At 36.6% G+C, this 22,138-nt stretch carries 17 protein-coding genes; 3 read left to right on the top strand and 14 right to left on the bottom strand.

The genetic code is table 11. The features are described 5' to 3' along the window. Positions 1-62 precede the first annotated feature (62 nt). On the bottom strand, positions 63-971 hold the full coding sequence (gene galU, locus DZB84_RS01220; protein WP_116350430.1) for a UTP--glucose-1-phosphate uridylyltransferase GalU: 909 nt from the start codon (positions 969-971) through the stop codon (positions 63-65). Between the two features lie 45 nt (positions 972-1,016). Next, positions 1,017-2,348, bottom strand: coding sequence for a glycosyltransferase (locus tag DZB84_RS01215; RefSeq protein ID WP_142759822.1), 1,332 nt, complete (start codon positions 2,346-2,348; stop codon positions 1,017-1,019). A gap of 828 nt (positions 2,349-3,176) precedes the next feature. On the opposite strand from DZB84_RS01215, the gene DZB84_RS01210 reads away from it, so the two are divergent. Beyond that, positions 3,177-4,343, top strand: a complete 1,167-nt coding sequence (locus DZB84_RS01210) for an MGDG synthase family glycosyltransferase (protein ID WP_189655104.1) — start codon at positions 3,177-3,179, stop codon at positions 4,341-4,343. Between the two features lie 346 nt (positions 4,344-4,689). Here DZB84_RS01210 and DZB84_RS01205 read toward each other — a convergent pair whose 3' ends face one another. From DZB84_RS01205 to gndA, 8 genes are all read right to left on the bottom strand, one after another. After that, complete coding sequence (locus tag DZB84_RS01205; RefSeq protein ID WP_116350428.1) at positions 4,690-5,673, bottom strand: ring-cleaving dioxygenase; 984 nt, start codon at positions 5,671-5,673, stop codon at positions 4,690-4,692. A 190-nt stretch (positions 5,674-5,863) separates the two neighbouring features. Continuing rightward, positions 5,864-6,787 (bottom strand): nickel pincer cofactor biosynthesis protein LarC, encoded by a 924-nt coding sequence (larC, locus tag DZB84_RS01200; protein WP_116350427.1) that lies wholly within the window; start codon positions 6,785-6,787, stop codon positions 5,864-5,866. Beyond that, positions 6,788-7,543 carry a nickel pincer cofactor biosynthesis protein LarB gene (larB, locus tag DZB84_RS01195; RefSeq protein ID WP_116350426.1) on the bottom strand — a complete coding sequence of 252 codons (756 nt, stop codon included), beginning with the start codon at positions 7,541-7,543 and terminating at the stop codon, positions 6,788-6,790. Between the two features lie 72 nt (positions 7,544-7,615). Then, complete coding sequence (locus DZB84_RS01190; protein WP_116350425.1) at positions 7,616-9,088, bottom strand: gluconokinase; 1,473 nt, start codon at positions 9,086-9,088, stop codon at positions 7,616-7,618. Positions 9,089-9,363: 275 nt separating this feature from the next. After that, complete coding sequence (gene larE, locus DZB84_RS01185) at positions 9,364-10,164, bottom strand: ATP-dependent sacrificial sulfur transferase LarE (protein WP_116350424.1); 801 nt, start codon at positions 10,162-10,164, stop codon at positions 9,364-9,366. 78 nt (positions 10,165-10,242) lie between these two features. Further along, a complete protein-coding gene (locus tag DZB84_RS01180; RefSeq protein WP_116350423.1) occupies positions 10,243-11,013 on the bottom strand; it encodes an SDR family oxidoreductase in 771 nt (256 codons plus the stop codon). Positions 11,014-11,086: 73 nt separating this feature from the next. Further along, positions 11,087-12,355 carry a nickel pincer cofactor-dependent isomerase, group 22 gene (locus tag DZB84_RS01175; RefSeq protein ID WP_116350422.1) on the bottom strand — a complete coding sequence of 423 codons (1,269 nt, stop codon included), beginning with the start codon at positions 12,353-12,355 and terminating at the stop codon, positions 11,087-11,089. A gap of 183 nt (positions 12,356-12,538) precedes the next feature. Then, a complete protein-coding gene (gene gndA, locus DZB84_RS01170; protein ID WP_116350421.1) occupies positions 12,539-13,951 on the bottom strand; it encodes an NADP-dependent phosphogluconate dehydrogenase in 1,413 nt (470 codons plus the stop codon). A gap of 348 nt (positions 13,952-14,299) precedes the next feature. Here gndA and ilvD point away from each other — a divergent pair, with 348 nt between their 5' ends. Together ilvD and DZB84_RS01160 are read left to right on the top strand one after the other, a co-directional pair. After that, entirely contained in the window at positions 14,300-15,979 is a 1,680-nt protein-coding gene (gene ilvD / locus DZB84_RS01165; RefSeq protein ID WP_116350420.1) for a dihydroxy-acid dehydratase, read from the top strand. 136 nt (positions 15,980-16,115) lie between these two features. After that, positions 16,116-16,658 carry a transcription repressor NadR gene (locus tag DZB84_RS01160; protein WP_116350419.1) on the top strand — a complete coding sequence of 181 codons (543 nt, stop codon included), beginning with the start codon at positions 16,116-16,118 and terminating at the stop codon, positions 16,656-16,658. 312 nt (positions 16,659-16,970) lie between these two features. Here the strand turns inward: DZB84_RS01160 and htpG are convergent, their stop codons facing one another. The 4 genes from htpG to selB form a co-directional block, all read right to left on the bottom strand. Further along, the gene (gene htpG, locus DZB84_RS01155; protein WP_116350418.1) at positions 16,971-18,851 is read right to left on the bottom strand and encodes a molecular chaperone HtpG; all 1,881 of its coding nucleotides are present in this window, start codon (positions 18,849-18,851) and stop codon (positions 16,971-16,973) included. A gap of 114 nt (positions 18,852-18,965) precedes the next feature. Then, positions 18,966-19,889: a CBASS cGAMP-activated phospholipase gene (locus DZB84_RS01150; RefSeq protein ID WP_116350417.1), complete on the bottom strand. Its 924-nt coding sequence runs from the start codon at positions 19,887-19,889 to the stop codon at positions 18,966-18,968. A 92-nt stretch (positions 19,890-19,981) separates the two neighbouring features. Further along, a complete protein-coding gene (locus tag DZB84_RS25530) occupies positions 19,982-20,215 on the bottom strand; it encodes a SelT/SelW/SelH family (seleno)protein (protein WP_116350416.1) in 234 nt (77 codons plus the stop codon). Positions 20,216-20,227: 12 nt separating this feature from the next. Further along, entirely contained in the window at positions 20,228-22,111 is a 1,884-nt protein-coding gene (selB, locus tag DZB84_RS01140; protein WP_116350415.1) for a selenocysteine-specific translation elongation factor, read from the bottom strand. Positions 22,112-22,138: the final 27 nt, after the last annotated feature.

The following is a 22,138-nucleotide window of genomic DNA, read 5'->3' as shown; positions in this document are numbered from 1 at the left end:
ATGAATGTTCAATTTTTGATAAAGAGATTGGGAGATTCTAATCCCATACATCGTGTTCTAGTCTAATCTCCTATTTTTTCAGAAATATCATGCCCCATATCGATTACTAGATTTTTTAAATAGGATTCGATATTTTCACTTATTTCAGATCTGTCTAATGCAAAGTCTATTGTTGCTTTAACGAAGCCGGATTTATCTCCAACATCATAACGTTTACCTTCAAAATTATAGGCTAATACAGTTTGTTTTTTGTTCAATTGTGTGATCGCATCTGTTAATTGAATCTCATTACCTGATCCGGGAGGTAAAGTAGCCAAGATTTCAAAAATTTCCGGTGTAAGAATGTAACGCCCCATAATGGCATAATTGGAGGGTGCTTCTTTAATAGCTGGTTTTTCAACAACCGAAGCAACTGGCATCACGCCGTTATTAAACGTTTTACTTTTATTCAGACCAATAATTCCATACTTAGAAACATCATTAGGGTCCACTATCTGTACTCCAAGAATAGATTCGTGATAGTGGTCAAAAACATCGATGAGTTGTTTTAGGCAAGGTATGTCGGACTTTACGATGTCATCCCCGAGAAGAACTGCAAATGGTTCATTTCCTATAAAACGGTTGGCACAGTAAATGGCATGACCTAAGCCAAGAGGGTCTTTTTGGCGGATATAATGGATGTTTGCTAAATTTGAAATTTCTTGTATTTCTTGAAGTTTTTCATACTTTTTATTTTTATAAAGGGTTTCTTCTAACTCATATGATTTATCAAAGTGATCTTCTATTGCTCGCTTATTACGCCCGCTAATGATAAGAATATCTTCAATACCTGACTGAATCGCTTCTTCCACAATATATTGAATGGTTGGCTTATCTACAATTGGAAGCATTTCCTTTGGTTGTGCTTTTGTTGCGGGGAGAAATCGTGTGCCTAAACCAGCAGCAGGAATAATGGCTTTACGAACCTTCAATCAAAACATCTCCAATCATAAAAATTGCTTATATTTAAAAAACTATTAACCTCTAGTTCCCCAAGAAGATGAACGAAGAGTGAGCAATGCCCAAATACGTAGAGGACATAGCAAGATTAAGAATAACAATCCATACAGTGGTGCCATTAAAAATGTTAGTGGTCTTTTATACGCATAAAAGACATTTCGGGCATAGGCTGAAATCATAACATAGGCAAGGTAATAGATTAAAATGATCCAGCCCATCGTCGAAGACGCAATATAAAAAGCCATTATTAAAGAAACGCCAAAAGCAATCCATAGAAACATTTCTAGCATTACCCATATTAATACGTTCGGCTTTTTTAAACCAATTTTAAAAGCAATTAAGCTTTCTCGAAAAAATGATTTGTTCCAACGGGATTGCTGTTTTATTAATGTCTTTAATTTAGTCGGAGCGTCAGTAATACAACGGGCAGTAGATTGATATAATGTTTTTCCTTCACGGATTGCATAGTTTGTTAGACAACGGTCATCACCTAATTGTACTTGTTGACCTAGAAAGGTTTGATTTCCATAATGCTCTAGGTTTTTCATGACAATTTCCTTTCGATATGCACTTAATGGACCACTACAAACCAGTACATTACTCGTAACAGAATGAGCAGCACGCTCAATACGGAATGCATTATCATAGCGCATATCAATTAAGCGAGTAAGAATATTATCTGTCCGATTCCGAATATTCACATGACCCGTCGTAGCAGTTACTTCAGAATCATTCAAAGGCTTTAATAATTCTCGAATAGCATCAGGGAACACTGTACAGTCAGAATCCACTGTTATATAAACATCGCCTGTTGCTCGTTCAAATGCCCAAATTTGAGCATGTCGTTTGCCTTTGTTTTGCGGCAGACGGTGAACAATTAAGTTTGGCATTTGATTCGAGAACGACTCCATTGATTCAAGATTATCCCTAAGTTGTAAAACCGCTTTATAGGCTGAATCATCTTTACTGCCATCATCAATTACGAAGATTTCATGAATTGGATAGTCTTGTTTTAATATGCTTTCGACTGTTCCTAATACAGCATCTGGGGCTTCATTATAAGAGGGAATCACAACGGATACTTTTACATCTGGTGGTTCCATTGTGATTTCCGCATATTTAAACGAAAGTAGCATTTTCCCCAATAGGTATGAAATCATAACAGACCCATAAACTCCAATCGTTAAATTTAATGTGTTTGTTGCTGTCCAGTTCACAATGAAAAGGCATGATACAATCATCACAAATAATGTGACTACAAAGACTTTTTCCTTTTTTGATAACCTTTTCCTTGTTTCAATACTTTTTGTGTTCGATCGAGATTGAACACCTTCTCCTTCTTTTGCCATCCTTTTCTCCTCACAATTCTCATTATTTTGCTTTCTGTTTTCCCCCACAATAGGTTATTGAATAAAACTTGTTTCGTTCATTGTGTCGTTTTTCCTATGTCAAAATTCATTCCTGTTTGTTTCGTTGACTGAGAAGCGCAAAACAACAGCAATATAAGCGTTTTTATGAATAATTTCAATCTTGTAAAATCTGTAACGTTTGTAATCTTTTGATGTTGGTTGAACTTGTCCAAAAAGTTTTCCGTATTGATGAGGGTACTATTTGTACACATGTAAAGAAAATTACGAAAAATTTAATTAAAAAAAACGAAAATATAGGCAAAAAACCAATTTTGCTAGAAAAAATCTTCTAGGTAAAAGTTTTTTTGAAAAAATAATAATTATTGACTACAAAAATTTATTATTTTCTAAAACTACATCCTTTTTTTGGCAAATTACTAGGGAATATTTCACCAGAAACCTCTCAATTGGAAATTAATAAAATAGGTAAATGTGGCACTATTCATTCGTAATCCTCAGGTCCACTTTACTAATACATCATATATATCAATAGTCACTCATCAAAATGTACAACATATAGATATCATAGACCTACCCTTAGATAAGTCACCGGTAGTAGAAAACATCTCTATTTTTTTCAAAGAGGAAACAGAAGTAATTACAAAAATCAGGGTAAGACCAAAATTAATAATAAGTTAAAAAATTTTGAGGTAAAGAATGAATGTTGGCTCTCTATTTCAATTTCAGGAAAATGAAATACTTGTTAGCATACTATCATTTTGGAAAATAGCCATTTTCATAGACCTTGTAGTTTTTTGGAGGATAGAAATGAAAAACATACTGGTTTTACCACTATTTACGATGGAATCCGGTCATCATAGAACGGCTGACGTGCTAATCTCTTCTTTTAAGAAACAGGACTCTTATATTAATTGTGAAAAAGTTGATTTTCTCACCTATATGAATCCAGTACTTGAAAAGTCCATTTCCAATTTGTACTTAAAATGGATATCAAATTGGCCTGTGAATTACAGCAGATTTTACAAGCGATTCTTTAGCAAAAAGTCTGACATCCTTCATTCTTTATACGAAGCACTCTTTTTAGAAAAAATGGAGCAGTTACTTGAAGAAAAACTGCCAGATTTAGTTATATGTACACATAGCTTCCCATCGTTTCTCGTAAATAAACTCAAAGAATACGGTGTTTGTAGTACGCCAATGATCAATGTATACACAGATTTTTTCGTTAATGATCTGTGGGGGATTAGTCAAGTAGATATGCATTTTGTCCCTTCTAAAGAAATAAAAGCTGAACTGATCAAAGCATCGGTTCCTGAAGAAAACATTATCATAACTGGAATTATTACTTCCGATTTAGCATCGAAAAGAAAATGTAGGTCGACGAATAAGAGGAAAATTCGTATTCTTGTTTCCGGGGGAAGCTTAGGTTTAGGAAATCAGCTATTCTTTCTAAAACAATCCGTAAATAAAGACTTAATTGAATATCGTGTTCTTTGCGGTTTAAACGCAAAATTATATAGAGAAATTTCTTCATTAAATTTAAATTTAATAAAACCTCTACCCTATATTACGTGTCCTGAACAGATGAATCATTTATATAACTGGGCTGATGCACTTATTACAAAACCGGGTGGTGTGACCATTAGTGAAGCAATAAAGAAAAGAATTCCAATCTTTATCTATTCGGTTCTCCCAGGTCAAGAAGAAATTAATATGAATTATTTAGAAAAAAAAGGATTGGTTCGAAAACTGAATAAGGCTAGAACAGTGGAGGAACAAGTGGTAACAGCTCTAAAAAATCCTGTTGCATTAATAAAAATGAATAAAGCAAACGAGCTCTTTCTTAGCGAGATTGAGATGAACAGCTGTCTAGAAGTAGCAAATTATATTTTAGAAAAAGTGACAAGCAAGAACTCAAATAAGCGCATTCAATACCTTGATCAAATCCTTTCCAGAATCTATTGCAGTCTTTAAAACTTCTTTACCTAATTGGAAATTAATAAAATTTTGATTGGTATCAAAGATTTGCTTGATATATATTCACAATAATGTTTAAGAACATTAGTATATATCCGATTCTGTTACCAACTCTTCCACTTTACACGTGAAAAACCTGTTTGTTTGGAATGTAAAGTAGTCATAAGAAATACGTCAGCGCCAGTCAACCCCGATTAGCAAACAAATTTGCAGCAATAAAATTCTGTCTAAAATTTTCTTTGCTCTGGTTGCTTACCCTGAGGCTAGGCGCTTGACGTAGTTCATTCTTTATTGTGGTATCAACAATGTCCTATTCTATAATTTCCTTGCAATAAAGAACTTTTTATTCATATTCTTTTGTAATTTCTTTGGTACTTCTAACGGTATCAATAGGTCGAACATAGCTTTCAATAGCTTCACGTTTTGACTCTAAGAATGGTGGTAAAGATAACTTTTCACCAAGTGTTTCGTATGGTTCATCCCCCATAAACCCAGGACCATCTGTCGCAAACTCAAATAGAATTCCAGGCGCCACTCTTGAATAGAGTGAACCGAAGAAGAAACGATCAACAAACCCAGATGTTTGGAAACCGAATCCGCGTAAATGCTTATCCCACTCGTCTAAGACTGATTTGTCTTCTACACGAAAAGCGGCGTGGTGGACTGTTCCAAAGCCTTGTTGTGCTTGTGGGAGAACAGTGTTATTTTCGACGACAACCTGAGCGCCATTACCACCTTCACCTACTTCAAATAAGTGAAAAGAGCCTTCCGCTGCAATTTCTTTAAATTGTAATACTTTTTCAAGCATTTCCTTAAAGAAATCAAAATGAGCAGTTCGAACAAATAATGGTCCTAAGCCAGTGATTGCATATTCTAATGGGATAGGTCCTTTCTGCCAAGGAGTTCCTCCAGGAACACCTTTGTTATTTTCGTCAGAAACTAATTGATACTGTTGATCATCAAAATCAACGAATGATAATGTTTTTACCCCGAATTGTTCTTTCACACCAAAATGCTTAACATCTAGTCGGTCAAAACGTTTTTCCCAATAATCAATCGCAGCATAGGTTGGAACACGGAAAGATGTTTTTGAGATTTCATTTGTCCCATGGATACCTTTCGGGATTCCAGGAAAATCAAAGAAGGTCATGTCTGTACCTGGACTACCTGTATCATCTGCGAAAAATAAGTGATATGTTTGAATATCATCTTGGTTTACTGTTTTCTTTACGAGACGCATACCAAGTACATAGGTGAAAAATTCATAGTTTTTTTCTGCGCTACTAGTGATTGCAGTGACATGGTGTATTCCTTTTAATCCGTTCATCATTTATGCCTCCAATATAGTTACATGTTTTTTTGTTTTTCCAAGCGATGTTAAATTACTATATACAAAAATATCTTAAAGTAAAATATCTTTAATTCAAGATAATTATACTGCGCAATATAACCTTTGTCAATAAAAGGATTTATAAAAAAGAAGAGTCCCCACTTTTTTGTGAGGACTAAATAAATATTTATTCTCCTATAATAACACGGAGAACATTTGGACGATCTTTGAACGTTTTTGTACCAGCCCCGTAGCCTATTGCTGTTACCTTCATTGAAGGAAAACTGCAAAATTCATCTGTAAGTACGGAGATAATTCCGGCTCCAGTCGGAGTTGTGAGTTCAAATCGGATATCACTTTGCTCAATCGGTACCCCTTTTAAAATTTCAAGTGTCGCAGGTGCTGGAACTGGATAAATTCCATGATCAATATGGATTTTCCCTGTTCCAACTGGTACAGATGACGATTTAATCGTAGTGATTTCTAATTGTTGTAGTAAAATGGCTGTTCCTACAATATCAATTATTGAATCAACCGCACCAACTTCATGAAAATGCACGTTTTCTAACGGAAGTCCATGGATTAGGCCTTCTGCTTCCCCGATTTTCTTGAAAATTTTTAGTGCTATTTTTTTTACTTCAGGAGCCAATTCAGATTCCTCAATCATCCTCACAATGTCTTTGTATGCACGATGTGAGTGATGGTGATGATGGTCATGATCGTGGTGATGATCATGGCTATGTTCATGTGTATGTATATGTTCGTGTACATGGTCATGAGTATGTTCATGATCATGATCATGATGATGTTGGTGTTCATGGTCATGAGTATGTTCGTGATCATGATGATGTTGGTGTTCTTGGTCGTGAGAATGTTCATGGTCATGATGATGTGTGAGCGTATTGCTTTCGTTTTTTAAAATGACATCAAATTTCGTAGATGTGATTCCGTTTTTTACGACCTTTTTCCATGCTAATTCGTATTCATCCTCAAAATGGAGTTTCTTTAATTCCTCAACTAATTTTTTTGGGTCCCCACCTGCATCAAGTAATGCCCCAATTACCATATCCCCACTAATTCCTGAAAAACAATCAAAATAAAGTGTTCTCATTTAATCTAGTTCTCCTTTTTGTGCAAGTTGATCAATTAAGACCGCATTATAAGCACCGCCGAAACCGTTGTCGATGTTCACTACACTGATTCCAGACGCACAGGAATTAAGCATCGTTAATAAAGCTGATAATCCTTGAAAATTGGCCCCATATCCAATACTTGTTGGGACTGCAATAATTGGATGGGAAACAAGACCACCAACCACACTTGGCAAAGCACCCTCCATGCCTGCGACAATTACTGAAACATTCGCATTTCGGATTTCTTCTATATTATCTAATAAACGATGGATGCCAGCCACCCCGACATCGTAGAAGCGACGAATGTTACTACCTAACACTTCAGCTGTAATAGCTGCTTCTTCAGCGACCCGTAAATCTGAGGTACCGGCACACACAATTGCAATATAGCCGTTCCTTTGTTTGTTTTCTCGTGTAACATCTTTCCAATACAGAATTTGAGCTATTTCATTGTACACAAACTCAGAGTTCGATTGTAAAATAAAGTCTGCTTTTTCCTTTGAGATTCGTGTCACAAGAACATTGTCTCCGCGTTCCTTTATTACATTAACAATTGATAAAATTTGTTCCTTCGTCTTACCCTCACCAAAAACAATTTCTGGGAATCCTTGTCTGTTTTTTCGATGATGATCGATTTTGGCAAATCCTAAATTTTCGTAGGTTGCTAATTCTTTTTTTGCATCCTCAATACTTAATGTTCCTTGTTTTACTTGCTTTAAAATTTCTTCTACCATGTTTCACACACCTTAATCGACTTTAGAATCGATGAATAGCCACAGCGTCAGTAAGAACTGACGCTGAATTTTTTAAAAATGTTTTATAATATCTTTTCCAATTGCTTCATATTTTGCGTATATAGCCTTGTATTTCTCATGGTTTTCTTGATTTGGTACAACGGGCTCTCCCATTGGGATATTGTTCTTGATCTCTTCAAAGGAATTCACTTTACCGATGCCTACCAATGCTGTCCAAGCTGCACCCCATGCCGCACTATGATGAGTCTCTGGGACATAAACTTCTTTACCGAACACATCAGCAAGCATTTGAAGCCACAATGGTGAACGTGCCAATCCGCCGTTTACATAAAGCTTTTCAGTTTCTCCGGCTTGTTTTTCTAACGCTTGTCCAATTTGGTATAGATTAAATGTAATACCCTCTAATACGGCACGAACAAAGTGCTCCGTTTTATGGGTAACAGACATTCCAAAGAAGTTACCACGAGCTTGTTGGTTCCATAATGGAGCGCGTTCTCCATTTATATATGGATGGAAAAATAAGCCTTCAGCACCAGGTCCAACTTTTTTAGCTTCAGCAGTAAAATGATCAAAGCTTTCCTGATAATTAAGTAGTTCTTTTAACCATTGAAGGGCTATTCCACCGTTATTAGTTGGCCCACCTACAATAAAATGTTCATCAGTAAAAGCATAACAAAAAGTTTCATGCTTTGTATTTGATTGGAATCCTTTTGTAAATTGGCGGATGGCTCCACTTGTGCCAGCTGTTACAGCCACTTCGCCTGGAGAAATAGCTCCAATTCCTAAATTAGCAAACTGACCATCGGCTGCTCCGATGATAAATGGCATTTCACTTGAGATGCCCATTTCATCTGCAATTTTTGGGTTAATGTCGGTTAATCGATAAGTTGGTGGGACAATTTTTGAAAGCATGTCCTCTGTGATTCCTGCTTTTGAAAGTACTTCAGGATCCCATTGAAATGTTTTTCCGTTAAACATACCAGTTGCAGATGCCATTGAATAATCAATTACTCGTTGATTAAACCATTTTAAAAGTAAATATTCTTTAATAGATAAGAAATAGCTTGATTGGGTATATGGAATATAATCAATTTCCTTCATCCAAATGAGCTTTGCTAAAGGTGACATTGGATGAATCGGCATACCTGTTCTTGAAAAAATTTCTAGACCATCTGATTCCATAAGTTCATTTGCTTGTTTAGTACTTCTACCGTCAGCCCAAATTAATGCTTGAGAAAGAGCTTCCCCATTATCCGCCATACATATGATGGAATGCATGGCAGCTGAAATCCCTAAGCTAATGATGTCTTCTTTATTTACTTTCGCTTGTTGAATGGCCATATTGATTGCTTTTACAGCGGATCGCTCAATTTCATCAGGGTCTTGTTCAACCCATCCTTGCTTAGGGTAGTAAGAGGTAACAAGATCCTCTGCTTCTGCAACTACCTTACCATTTAAGGTGAAAATAACTGCTTTTGCACTGGTTGTCCCTAGATCGAGACCAATGACATATTCGTGTGACATACCTACATCTTCCTTTACACGTTCTATCGTTAATACTAAGTAGTTTGTGACTTCATGTTATCATATTATTCTTCACAAAGAAAAAGCTTTGGAAAGATTCCAAAGCATTCTCTACTTAAGGTGATATGTTCAAAAGGAGGATGAAAAGGACCGAGAAGTTCGAGGCGGCGCAGTTTTGAGTAGCGGAACGTATTTACTTGATACGTGAGCAACGGAAAAACAAGCCAACGAAGAAATTCGATGTGTCATTTTCACCGGACTTTTTGAACATCCTCTTAAGAAAGTACTTTATTCATACTTCCACTCTTGTATCCTACTAAATCTAGTGTTATATATTTATAGCCAATTGAATTTAGTTCTTTTGTAATGGCTTCATGATGTTCTAAGACAATTTTCATATCGTTAGGTTCAACTTCAATCCTTGCAATTTCTTGATGGGTACGAACACGAACCTGACGAATTTGAAGAGATTTAAGGTATGCCTCTGCTCGTTCAACCTTTGTTAGTTTTTCAATCGTGATTTTTTCACCATAAGCAATCCGTGATGACAGACATGCAAATGATGGTTTGTTCCAAGTTGGCAAATCGAATTCACGGGATAATTCCCTAATTTCGTCTTTAAACAGATTTGCCTCTTGCAATGGTCCACGAATACCTTTTTCCTTTGCAGCCTTCATACCGGGACGGAATTCATTCATATCATCAGCGATGACACCATACACAACATTGTGATACCCTTCACGTTCCATAACTGGAATGAGATGATCAAAAAGACTGCTCTTACAGAAATAACAACGATTTCGATCATTTTCTGTATATCCAGGAATGGCTAACTCCGAAGTTTCAATCACACGATGGTTAGCCCCAATTTGTTTTGCAAGGACTTGAGCTTCCTTTAGCTCAGTTGAAGGATATGTTTCTGAATCAGCAGTTACCGCTAACACATTGTCCTTTCCAAGTGTGTCGACAGCAACCTTGAGTAAAAAGGTACTGTCAACACCACCGGAAAAAGCAACGACAACCGATTCCATCTCGCGGAGAATTGACACAAGCTTTTGATACTTTTCCTCAATCATTGTCTTCTCCCCTTCTCTCCCGGTTTAATTGTTCTCTTTCTATTTATATCATATATATTGCGTTACAGAAGTACTTTATTAGATGGTCATGCTTCCAAATCCGCCATCAACGCGAATGAAAGTACCAGTTACGAAACTTGAAGCATTTTCTGAAGCTAAGAATACAGCTGCTCCTTTTAGTTCATCAGGGTTACCGAAACGATTCATTGGAGTGTGACCCATGATGGATGCTACACGCTCTTCGCTTAAGATTTTACGGTTTTGTTCAGCTGGGAAGAATCCTGGAATAATTGCATTTACACGAATTCCATTTGGTGCAAACTCTCTTGCTAAGAACTGAGTCATGCTGTTCACACCAGCTTTTGAAACTGAGTATGTAAATACTTTAGATAGTGGTGTTGTTGATGACACAGAAGAAATATTGATGATGCTTCCTTTGCGTCCTAGATCAATCATTTTCTTTGCAAAAATTTGAGTAGCTACAACATAACCTTTAAGGTTAACATCCATGATTTTGTCATACTCATCCATTTCAAGCTCGAAGAATGGAGTTGGGCTGTTCATACCTGGTGCATTAAGAAGGATGTCAATTCCACCAGACCATGCTTCGATTTCTTTTGCTGCATTTTCAAGTGATTCACGTGAAAGTACGTCCGCTGTGAAAGCTTTCGCTACTCCACCTTCTGCTTCGATTTCTTTTACAACAGCTTCTGTTTTTTCAAGGTTTCGTCCAACGATAGCAACTTTTGCGCCATGTTCAGCGAATCCTTTACAGATAGAAGAGCCTAGAACACTATTTCCGCCAATAGCAACAGCTGTTTTTCCAGTTAAGTCAAATAATTTTGTCATGTCTATTCCCCACTTTTACTATGAATTAGGTCTTATTTCGTCAAGGTAATGAGATTGTCCCTTACTGAATCATTTAAAATAGGTTTCCTTTTTCATCGAAGTCAAATTCGTAAAGGTCTGATGCCTGTTCAATATTTGGATGTTGCTTAATGTAATCTAATAAGGCTTCCGAAACTTCGATTTCACTCACATGCAGTGTATCTTTGATACGAACCATTTTTACCTTTGTGAAATCTAAGATATTGCAAGTTTTAATGGCCGCTTGGATTGCTTCTTTATCATTTGGTAGTGTTGTTGCAATTTTTGTCGGAGCAACCACAGTCGATGTCAATCCGTTTGCATATGTGAATTCAAGGTCCATTTTGTCTACTAGTCGTTGAGTTGTAAAATCTGCTGTACCAACACCATTCGCATTACCTTCTGTTTCTGGCGTTAGGTTTAACACAACCATTTTGTTCACTTCAGGACCACCGTGTGCATATGGAGTTGGGTAGCGACCTGTGATATTTGGGTCCATTCCGTCTCCACTTATATTTTTACCAATTTGATCAATGACAAGAACGTCGATTTGGTCAAAGAAAAGCTTTGGAAGTAATTGCTTTGCTTGAGCTTGAAGTTCAGGCTCTTTCACAATAATTTCATTGGTTAGCATAACTTCAATTCTGGCCACTCTATCAAAGGCATTTTCTACAGTTGCAACACCAAAAAGAAACGGTGTTTTTTCCATAATCATTTGTGCCATTGCTGGAACATTTTCGGCCATATATTTAAAGCCTAGTTGATGACAAGCTTCCGCACCTTTTTGCTTTCCAAGACCTATACTGATCATTTTTTGAATGCCACTTTCTACAGAGCCACGGAAAGCAGTATGTGGTTTGACACGATTAATTACAACAATTCCGTCAGCTTGAGAAGCATATTTATCAATATAAACTGGTAAGCCATTTGGTAGTTCACCTAGCTTAATAACTTCCATAGAAGAGCGTATTTCACAACCTACACTTTCTTCTGTTACTCCAAGATGTTTTAAAACATCTCGTTGTCCTTCACCAGTGGCACCACCATGACTACCCATGCTAGGTACGATAAAAGGTTTGCCGCCCATGTCTTTAATGAATTGAACAGTTGTTTTCGTAATGTCAACTAAAGCGTCAATACCACGACTTCCTACTGCAATTGCAATTTCCATGCCTGGTTTAATGGTTTGCTTCACGTCTTCTCGATGTAATTTGTTTGTTAATTCTTCTACAAGATTTTCAACTTTTGAATCATCAAAATGCTGTTTGACTTTGAGCATTTTAGGAACTGGAATATCCTTTAGTAACTCTTGGAGAATACCCATGATAAGACTCCCTTCTATAAAAACTAATACCTAAGAACAGTTTACGCATTTTTGAAAGCGATGTCTCTTTTTTTGCACTGGAAAATGGAAGCCGAAATAATGTAGGTGTAATCCCTTACATCTAATATGGGATTTATCTACAATAAAAGCCGGGGTTTCAACGTTGAAACCCCAACAATGTTTTTATTCCATCCAGTTTGTATGGAAGACTCCACCTTTGTCCACACGTTGGTAAGTGTGCGCACCAAAGTAATCGCGTTGTGCTTGAAGAAGGTTTGCAGGTAATGTTTCAGTACGGTAGCTATCATAGTATGCAATTGCACTAGAGAAACATGGAACAGGAATTCCTTTCTCTACAGCTACTGAAATTACCTTACGTAATGATGTTTGGTAACCTTCTGCAATTTCCTTAAAGTAAGGATCTAATAATAGATTAGCTAATTGCTCATCACGGTCATATGCATCTTTGATTTTTTGTAGGAATTGAGCACGAATGATACATCCGCCACGGAAAATCATTGCAATTTCGCCGTAATTTAAATTCCAATTATATTCTTCAGATGCTACACGCATTTGTGCGAAACCTTGAGCATAAGAAATAATTTTGCTTAAGTATAAAGCTTTACGTACTGCTTCAATAAGTTCTTGCTTGTCTCCATCAAATCCGCTTGCTGATGGGCCTGAAAGAACTTTGCTTGCTTTCACACGCTCATCCTTCATTGCTGAAATAAAGCGAGCAAAAACAGATTCAGTAATAATTGGTAGTGGAACACCTAAATCAAGAGCGTTTTGACTAGTCCATTTACCAGTTCCTTTTTGACCTGCAGTATCAAGGATTACGTCAACAAGCGGCTTACCTGTCTCTTCGTCTTTTTTCTTGAAAATATCTGCAGTGATTTCAATTAAGTAACTATCTAGTTCACCTTTATTCCATTCAGCAAATACTTCATGAAGTTCATCTGTGCTTAAACCTAGAACATTTTTAAGGATGAAATATGCTTCACAGATTAATTGCATATCGCCATATTCGATACCATTGTGAACCATTTTTACGTAATGACCAGCACCATTTGGTCCAATATATGTACAACAAGGGTCACCTGAAACTTTTGCAGAGATAGCTGTTAAAATTGGTTCAACAAGCTCGTAAGCTTCTTTTTGTCCGCCAGGCATGATTGAAGGACCCTTTAAAGCTCCCTCTTCACCACCAGAAACGCCTGTTCCGATGAAGTGGATGCCAGTAGATTCTAATTCTTTGTTACGTCGAATTGTATCTTGGAAGAATGTATTACCACCATCAATTAGAATATCATTTTCTTCAAGATAAGGCTTTAAAGAATCGATTGTAGCATCAGTTGCTGGACCAGCTTTAACCATTAATAAGATTTTGCGTGGCTTTTCTAGGGAATTAACAAATTCCTCAATTGTTTTTGCACCAACAAAGTTTTTGCCAACTGCTTCATTTTGAAGGAACTCTTCTGTTTTTTCGTATGAACGGTTAAAAACTGCAACAGAGTATCCTCTACTTTCTATATTTAACGCTAAGTTTTTACCCATTACTGCTAAACCAACTACACCTATTTGTTGCTTAGACATTTAAAATCAAACCTTTCTACTTATGTAATAAAGATAGAAAACAAATCATAATGTTATATTGTGTATCTTTTAAAGTGATTATAACATTTAATTTTAAAAGATGGTGTCTTCATAAAATAATTAATTTGTTTCCTAAACTAACTATTTATATTATAGAAGAATATACTCTTTTAATCAATCAGTCAACTGTTGAAATTTGTAGAATCTATGAAGATTTTAAACTATATTTTTAAAAATTCTCATAAAAACTATAAAATTTATTAATTGATTATCTTAGAAATAGTGTTACAATGAGTAATAATTTAAATTTTTAGATTTTGTCGACTTAAAGATTTGGAGGTAGTATTTATGTCAGATTTACGTAGTAATATGATTAAATCAGGAATCGATCGAGCTCCACATAGAAGTTTACTTCGTGCAGCTGGTGTTAAAGATGAAGATTTTAACAAACCTTTTATAGCAGTTGTCAATTCGTATATTGATATTGTTCCTGGGCATGTTCATTTACAAGAGTTTGGAAAAATCGTTAAGGAAGCCATTCGTGAGGCTGGTGGTGTTCCATTTGAAATGAACACAATTGGTGTTGATGATGGAATTGCGATGGGTCATATCGGAATGAGGTATTCCCTACCAAGCCGTGAAATCATTGCTGACTCTGTTGAAACAGTTGTTTCTGCACACTGGTTTGATGGAATGGTATGTATCCCGAACTGTGACAAAATTACTCCAGGAATGATGATGGCGGCAATGCGTCTAAACATCCCTACTATCTTTGTTAGTGGTGGACCGATGAAGGCTGGTCGTGATGCAGCTGGAAATCCACTTAACCTGAATTCCGTATTTGAAGGTGTGGGTGCCTATCAATCTGGTAAAATTGATGAAGCAAGGTTAACAGAAATCGAACAATTTGCTTGTCCTACATGTGGTTCTTGTTCTGGTATGTTTACAGCAAACTCCATGAACTGTTTAGCTGAAGGACTTGGTCTGGCTCTACCAGGTAACGGTACAATCCTGGCTGTTTCCGAAGAAAGAAAAGAATTTGTTAAAAAATCAGCAAAACAATTAATGTATTTAATAGAAAAAGATATTAAGCCACGTGATATCGTAACTGTTGATACAATTGATAATGCATTTGCATTAGACATGGCAATGGGTGGATCTACGAACACAGTGCTTCATACTCTTGCATTAGCAAATGAAGCAGAAATTGATTATTCATTAGAACGAATTAATGATATCGCAGCTCGTGTTCCACACTTAGCGAAAATTGCTCCTGCCTCCGATCATCATATTGAAGATGTTCATAATGCGGGTGGCGTTAGTGCCATTATTAATGAATTGCTTAAAAAGCCAGGTGCTATTAATGGAGATTGTTTGACTGTTACAGGTAAAACATTAAGAGAAAATGTAGAAGGCTGTGAAATTACCGATCACAACGTCATTCGTCCACTTGAGAATCCTCATTCTGAAACAGGAGGATTGGCTATCCTATTTGGTAACTTAGCTCCTGAGGGTGCTGTTGTTAAGGTTGGTGCGGTTGATCCAGAGGTTGGTGGATACCATAGAGGCCCTGCAGTTTGCTATGATTCACAAGAAGATGCACTATCTGCTATCATCGTTGGGAAAGTAAAAGAAGGCGACGTTGTTGTCATTCGCTATGAAGGTCCAAAAGGTGGTCCAGGAATGCCGGAGATGCTTGCCCCAACATCTCAAATCGTTGGTAGAGGCCTTGGTGCAAAAGTCGGCTTAATTACAGATGGAAGATTCTCTGGTGCATCTAGAGGTATCTCAATCGGGCACATCTCACCAGAAGCTGCTGAAGGCGGACCTATCGCGTTCGTTCAAGATGGCGATATGATTGAGCTTGATTTAAATAATCGTTCGATCACTTTAGAAATTTCGGATGAAGAATTCGAAAGACGTAAAGCTGAATGGAAAGGCTTTGAACCAAAAGTGAAAAAAGGATACCTAGCTCGCTATTCCAAACTTGTAACAAATGCAAGTACTGGTGGAGTAATGAAAATCTAATCCAATTACCTATTAAACAGCCTTATTCTTTTGAATGAGGCTGTTTTTTATGGTTCTAAAAATTGTATCCGAATGTACTTGCTGATAAAATAAATGGTAAGCGAAAGCTCTTACAGCTTTAATTGGAGTGAAAAAAATGACTGCAGATAAAAAACTACTAGGGGAAAAACGAAGAGAATCGATTATCAAATGGTTAAAGGAAAGCCCTACTCCCATCATCGGTGAGGAACTTTCAAAACGAGCTAATGTGAGCCGTCAGGTAATCGTTCAGGATATCTCGTTATTGAAGGCGAAAAATGAACCCATTGTTGCTACTAGTCAGGGTTATATTTATTTACAGGAACAACCAAAACAAGATACCATTTCAAGAATTATTGCAGTGAAACATACATCTGATCAAACTGCCGATGAGCTTAATACATTGGTCGATCATGGTGTAACTGTTAGGGATGTGATTGTCGAGCATCCTGTATATGGGGAAATTACTGGATCATTAATGATTAAGAATCGATTTGAAGTAAAACGGTTTATTGAAAAATTATCAGAAACCAATGCCTCCCTCCTTTCATTGTTGACGAATGGTGTGCACTTACATACGATTGAGGCTGATTCAGTTGAAAAACTAGACGCGGCTTGTGAAGCCTTGCTTGAAGTGAATATTTTATTAAGTGATCAGTAAGAACAAAAAAGCAACAGTCTCATTCATGGTGGGACTGTTGCTTTTTTAGATTTTGCGGGTAGAAATGGGCAGGATTAAAAAATAATCGTACCTCCACAGAGCAATCTTAACCCAAGTGATGGTATGAAACCTTTTTAACATACCTCCACTCATTGATTTGAAACTAAGTAAGGGTACGAAACCGGTGTAATCGTACCCCCATCCATTGCAAAAAGCCCAAGTGACGGTGCGAAAACAGCTTAATCATACCCTCACCCACTGAAAAATTCCTTGGTGAGGGTGCGAAACCAATCTACCCACCTCACTCAAAAATCAAACCATAATCTTACAAATATCATTTGTAAATTCAACTGGGTCTTGAATTGGTAGACCTTCGATAAGAAGTGCTTGGTTGTACAATAAATGCGTGTACAAATCGAGCTTTGTTTTATCATGTTCGAACGCATTCTTCAATGATTGGAACACCTCATGATGTACGTTAATCTCTAATACTTTATCAGCCTTAATATTTTGATTATCGGGCATCGCGTTCAAGATTTTCTCCATTTCAATCGAGATTTCTCCATCGGTAGATAGACAAACTGGATGTGTTTTTAGACGTTTTGAGATTCTTACATCGGTTACTTTTCCAGCTAACGCATTTTTCATGTACTCAAAGAGTTCTTTATTTTCGTTTTGTTCTTCTTCTGTTGCTTTGTCGCTTTCATTTGGCTCGAAGCCTAGATCACTGCTTGATACAGATTTGAATTCTTTTTCCTTGTAATTTATCAGCATTTTAATGGCAAACTCGTCAATATCCTCAGTGAAATATAGGATTTCATACCCCTTATCCGCTACTAATTCAGTTTGTGGTAGTTTATCGATACGTTCTACAGAATCACCAGTTGCATAATAAATGAATTTTTGATCCTCTGGCATTCTTGAAACATATTCATCTAAGGTAACTAGCTTTTTCTCTTTCGAAGAATAGAAAAGCAACAGATCTTGTAAGGTATCTTTATTGCTTCCAAAATCGCTATACACACCAAATTTTAATTGACGGCCAAAGCTATCATAGAACTTTTCGTACTGTTCACGTTCATTCTTTAACATGCTCTGTAATTCACTTTTGATTTTCTTATTGATATTTTTCGAAATCAGCTTTAATTGACGGTCTTGCTGAAGCATTTCACGTGAAATATTAAGCGATAAATCTTCAGAGTCTACTAACCCTTTTACAAAACTAAAATAATCTGGAAGCAGTTCTGCACATTTGTTCATAATTAGAACACCGTTTGAGTATAGCTCTAGCCCTTTTTCATACTCCTTTGAGTAGTAATCAAATGGAATATTTTCAGGAATATATAAAATGGCATTGTAGCGAATTGTACCATCAACACTTATATGAATATGTTTTAAAGGCTTATCAAATCCATAATGCTTTTCATTATAGAATTTTTCATAGTCTTCATCAGTTAGTTCACCTTTGTTCTTTCTCCAAATTGGGACCATGCTGTTGATGACCTGTTCTTCTGTCAACTGCTCGTATTCAGATTCACTACCTTCTTTAAGTTTACTTGTTGTGATATCCATTTTAATTGGATAGCGGATGAAATCAGAATACTTTTTAATGATTGATTTTAAGCGGTATTCATCTAAAAACTCATCATAGGATTCATCTTCTGTATTTTCTTTTATTTTTAAACTGATTTCAGTTCCTACTGAATCCTTCTCAACTGTTTCAATGGTATAACCATCTGCACCTTTGGATTCCCATTTGAATGCTTCTTCACTGCCAAGTGCTTTACTAATAACGGTTACTACATCAGCTACCATAAAAGCGGCATAAAATCCGACACCAAATTGTCCGATAATATCATGTCCATCTTTGATTTCAGTTTCCTTTTTAAAAGCTAATGAACCACTTTTTGCAATAGTTCCAAGGTTTGTTTCAAGTTCTTCCTTTGTCATGCCAATACCAGTATCAGAAATGGTAAGAGTTCTGTTTTCTTTATTAGGCAAGACTTTGATGTGATAGCTGTCCTTATCGAATTCATACCTGTCATCCGTTAATGCCTTATAATAAATTTTATCAATTGCATCGCTGGCGTTTGAAATTAATTCACGTAAAAATACTTCACGTTGCGAATAAATAGAGTTGATCATCATTTCTAATAATCTTTTAGATTCTGCTTTAAACTGCTTTTTCGCCATAAAAATTCCCCTTTCCAATAAAATTGTTAATTCTTCTTTTATTCAGATTAGCACTCTCGATTACGGAGTGCTAACACCCATTTTTTAAATATCATATATTTATTTCTCTGTCAATCAAGACGTTATATCTTTGCTCAGAAACGCTGCGATTTCTTCCTCATGCTTTTGATAGGATCTCTCCCCTAATTCAATCAAAAAATCTACAAATTCCGGAGCGTCAAACGGAACCTCTCGACCGAGACTTTCATTAATCCGAAAATAGTGGTCTCCAAGCAAATGCTGACAATGATAGGTTACAGATTCCGATGAAAGGTGTAGGGCAAGGTCCAGTAACTTTGGTGTCATTCTCATTGAAGGTAGATGAAATGGTAGCCACTTCGTTACGCCCCACTCTTTTTGCGTTTCGATTGAGAAATCAATTTTTTGCAGACCAGTACCAATTGACATAATATGAATGTCGTGTAAGTTCTTTTTAAAAAAATGTTGGGCTTCCGTTATACAAACGAGTGAAGGATTATTAGCCCACAGTCCCCCATCTATGGCTAAATAGTGATTATTAATATTGTTGGGTGGGAAAAAGACAGGCGCTGAACAAGAAGAAAGAACAACATCCCAAAGCTTTATAGAGTGATCGTCCTGTTCGGCATTCCCATAATTCGATCGATGGACAAATGGATTGCCGTGTGTAATATCAACTGTTGGGATTAGCAGTGGTTTCTTAATATCAAATAAAGTTGTTTCACCAAATGTATCTTGGATATAGCGACGTAAGTACCGATCACTGTAAAAACTTCTTAGAAACCCGACTCTCGATTGTTTCGTAAAAATTTTTTCACCAAATTTGATATAGCTTTCTTGAACTTCTCCCATGTCTAGTTCAAGAGCTGCAGAAGCAGCGACAATCGCACCGGTACTAGTGCCGGCAATCATATCAAACATATCTGAAATGGGTCTCTTATATTCTTTTTCTATTGCACGTAAAATGGTAACCGCGTATACACCGCGGATTCCGCCCCCATCAATACAAAGGATTTTCATATTTTTCACCTATTAAAAAGAGTTTTCCTATTAGTATTCCCTTTGAACTATTACAGTATAAGTGAAAAAAAGATGCCTCGTAAAAAGGCATCTTATGCTTGTTCCATCGTTGAAATGATTTCTTCTGGTAGTGGGAATCGTCCTATTTCTTTTTTTGAAAAAACCTTCTCACCATCCACGGTAACTTCAAATATCCCACCCGATGAAGGGACAAGCTCTAAGCTTGATATTTTCTGTCTGAAATGTGTTAATAGTTTTTCCGCAAGACCTGCGGCTTTTGGTGCGTAGTTTCACTGCATGCAAAATTCAATAGATACCTTGTACATCAGGAAAACCTCCTATTTATTTATCCATACTCGATTCCCTTCATCTCTTCTTGTGTATTGGTTTTGATCCAATAATTCTAAGAAAGGAATGAGATATTTACGAGAAAGGGATAGAATCTCTTTTGCTTCTGACAAACTAAAAGATGCATCGGTTCCTGCTTTTAACTCATTAACAGCTTTATCAAAAGCGATTTTGTAAATTAATGTTTCCTCATTAAGTGTGAGTGCTTGATTTGTTTTAAGTAGAAATACCTTTAGTTCATTTGCCTCTTGATTGGAGAGACTACCCTGTTTTATATAATCTGTCCATTTCTTAGGTTGGATACCGTCATTTATAAGAGATGAAACAATATTTTCCATCTTCCTGGTTGGAAGGCTGGGTTTAAAACTAGAAACTGCTAAATATTGATCTTCCTTCTTTATGAGATTGCTTTCTATCTGATCATTAATACAGTATTCGATTACATTTTTGTTTTGTCCAAGTACTTGAATAAGTTCAGCTTTACTCATACCTATTCGTAATGGGAATTCTTCGTGATATTCTATCAATTTATTTACGATCATTTCATTAACTTTGGAAATCGTTCTTTTTAAACTATAGACATGTTGAGTGATTTCGATGTAATTTCCAGAATTAACAGCATTAGAAACAATTTCGTCTACCTTATCCTCTTGCAATGAGGAAAGCTGGATGAGTTGAGATTTAGATAATAGCTGATTTTTCCGAAGGTATTCATCCAAAATTTCAGTAGGCGAGCTTTCTATTTGTTTTTTGAGCATAGTAATTGTTTCTTCACCAAAACGATATTTTCCTCCTTGTGGTTGAATAATCCATCCTCCACCAAGGGTTTCAATTGGGGTCGGTCTTCGTAATATGAATCGATCACCGCGACGAACAACGATCTCTTCTTCTAACCGTACCTGACAAAGTATTTCTTCCGTAGATTCCTTAACCTCATTTCGGTCAAAAAAGACTATTTTTCCGTAAGCTTCAGTCGTTCCAATATGCAGCTTGACAGGCGTACGTTGTTTAAGTGGGATTGCTAGTTTCGAAACGAGCTGTAGGGAAATATCAACCGTCCTTGTCACATGGAAGTTTTCTGAATCGACAAGAACATCACCGCGTTTTATTTCACCCTTTGTCGTACCGGCAATGTTTAGAGCTACTCGTTGTCCTGCTTGTGCTTTTTCAGTCTCTTTGTTATGTACTTGGATTTGCCGTATTTTTATATTTTTACCTGAAGGCAATAATGTCAGTGGGCTGTCTTTTGTCACACCCCCCTCAAAAACGGTTCCTCTCACAACAGTTCCATGTCCTTGAACTGTAAAAGCTTGATCAATCGGTAATCGGAACGAGCCGTTGCTATCTCTTTGTTCGAGATCTGCGATTTCCTTTTGGATGGCATGTTTTAGTTCGGAAATTCCTTTTCCTGATATACTATCAACATAAAGAATTGGAGCATTTTTATAATCTGTTTCTTCAAGTAACTCTTTTATTTCTTCGGCAGCGAGTTCGAGCAATTCGTCTTCCACTCTGTCCGTTTTTGAAACAACGACCATACATTTTTTTATCCCTAAAAATTTCAATATTTGGAGGTGTTCCTTTGTCTGTGGCATGACACCTTCATCAGCGGCTATAACGAGTAACACCAGGTCAATCCCTGCAACGCCCGCTATCATTTGTCTAATGAAACGTTCGTGTCCGGGTACATCAACAATGGATACATGTATTCCGTTTTCTAATTTGAGAGGTGCGTAGCCAGGTTCGATCGAGATATGGCGTTCTTTTTCTTCTTTTAGTCGGTCAGTGTCTACACCTGTTAGTGCTTTTGTAAGTGTTGTTTTTCCGTGGTCAATATGACCTGCCATACCAATTGTGTAATAAACATCAGCCACTTTCTCCCTCCTCTCTTATTTCCGTAT

This window comes from Bacillus sp. HNG, assembly GCF_003400205.1.
GTDB lineage: Bacteria > Bacillota > Bacilli > Bacillales > Bacillaceae_L > Ferdinandcohnia.
The sequence above is the reverse complement of the archived record's forward strand: the minus strand, read 5'-3'. Positions and strand labels throughout refer to the sequence as shown.

Bases quoted from the DNA above. Each gene is read 5' to 3' on its own strand.
- DZB84_RS01150 (WP_116350417.1), bottom strand. From the start codon at position 19,889: ATGAAAATCCTTTGTATTGATGGGGGCGGAATCCGCGGTGTATACGCG.
- ilvD (WP_116350420.1), top strand. From the start codon at position 14,300: ATGTCAGATTTACGTAGTAATATGATTAAATCAGGAATCGATCGAGCT.
- DZB84_RS01160 (WP_116350419.1), top strand. From the start codon at position 16,116: ATGACTGCAGATAAAAAACTACTAGGGGAAAAACGAAGAGAATCGATT.
- larE (WP_116350424.1), bottom strand. From the start codon at position 10,164: ATGATTGAGGAAAAGTATCAAAAGCTTGTGTCAATTCTCCGCGAGATG.
- gndA (WP_116350421.1), bottom strand. From the start codon at position 13,951: ATGTCTAAGCAACAAATAGGTGTAGTTGGTTTAGCAGTAATGGGTAAA.
- DZB84_RS01205 (WP_116350428.1), bottom strand. From the start codon at position 5,673: ATGAACGGATTAAAAGGAATACACCATGTCACTGCAATCACTAGTAGC.
- DZB84_RS01210 (WP_189655104.1), top strand. From the start codon at position 3,177: ATGAAAAACATACTGGTTTTACCACTATTTACGATGGAATCCGGTCAT.
- DZB84_RS01175 (WP_116350422.1), bottom strand. From the start codon at position 12,355: ATGGGTATTCTCCAAGAGTTACTAAAGGATATTCCAGTTCCTAAAATG.
- DZB84_RS01215 (WP_142759822.1), bottom strand. From the start codon at position 2,348: ATGGCAAAAGAAGGAGAAGGTGTTCAATCTCGATCGAACACAAAAAGT.
- larC (WP_116350427.1), bottom strand. From the start codon at position 6,787: ATGAGAACACTTTATTTTGATTGTTTTTCAGGAATTAGTGGGGATATG.
- DZB84_RS01190 (WP_116350425.1), bottom strand. From the start codon at position 9,088: ATGTCACACGAATATGTCATTGGTCTCGATCTAGGGACAACCAGTGCA.
- DZB84_RS01180 (WP_116350423.1), bottom strand. From the start codon at position 11,013: ATGACAAAATTATTTGACTTAACTGGAAAAACAGCTGTTGCTATTGGC.
- htpG (WP_116350418.1), bottom strand. From the start codon at position 18,851: ATGGCGAAAAAGCAGTTTAAAGCAGAATCTAAAAGATTATTAGAAATG.
- larB (WP_116350426.1), bottom strand. From the start codon at position 7,543: ATGGTAGAAGAAATTTTAAAGCAAGTAAAACAAGGAACATTAAGTATT.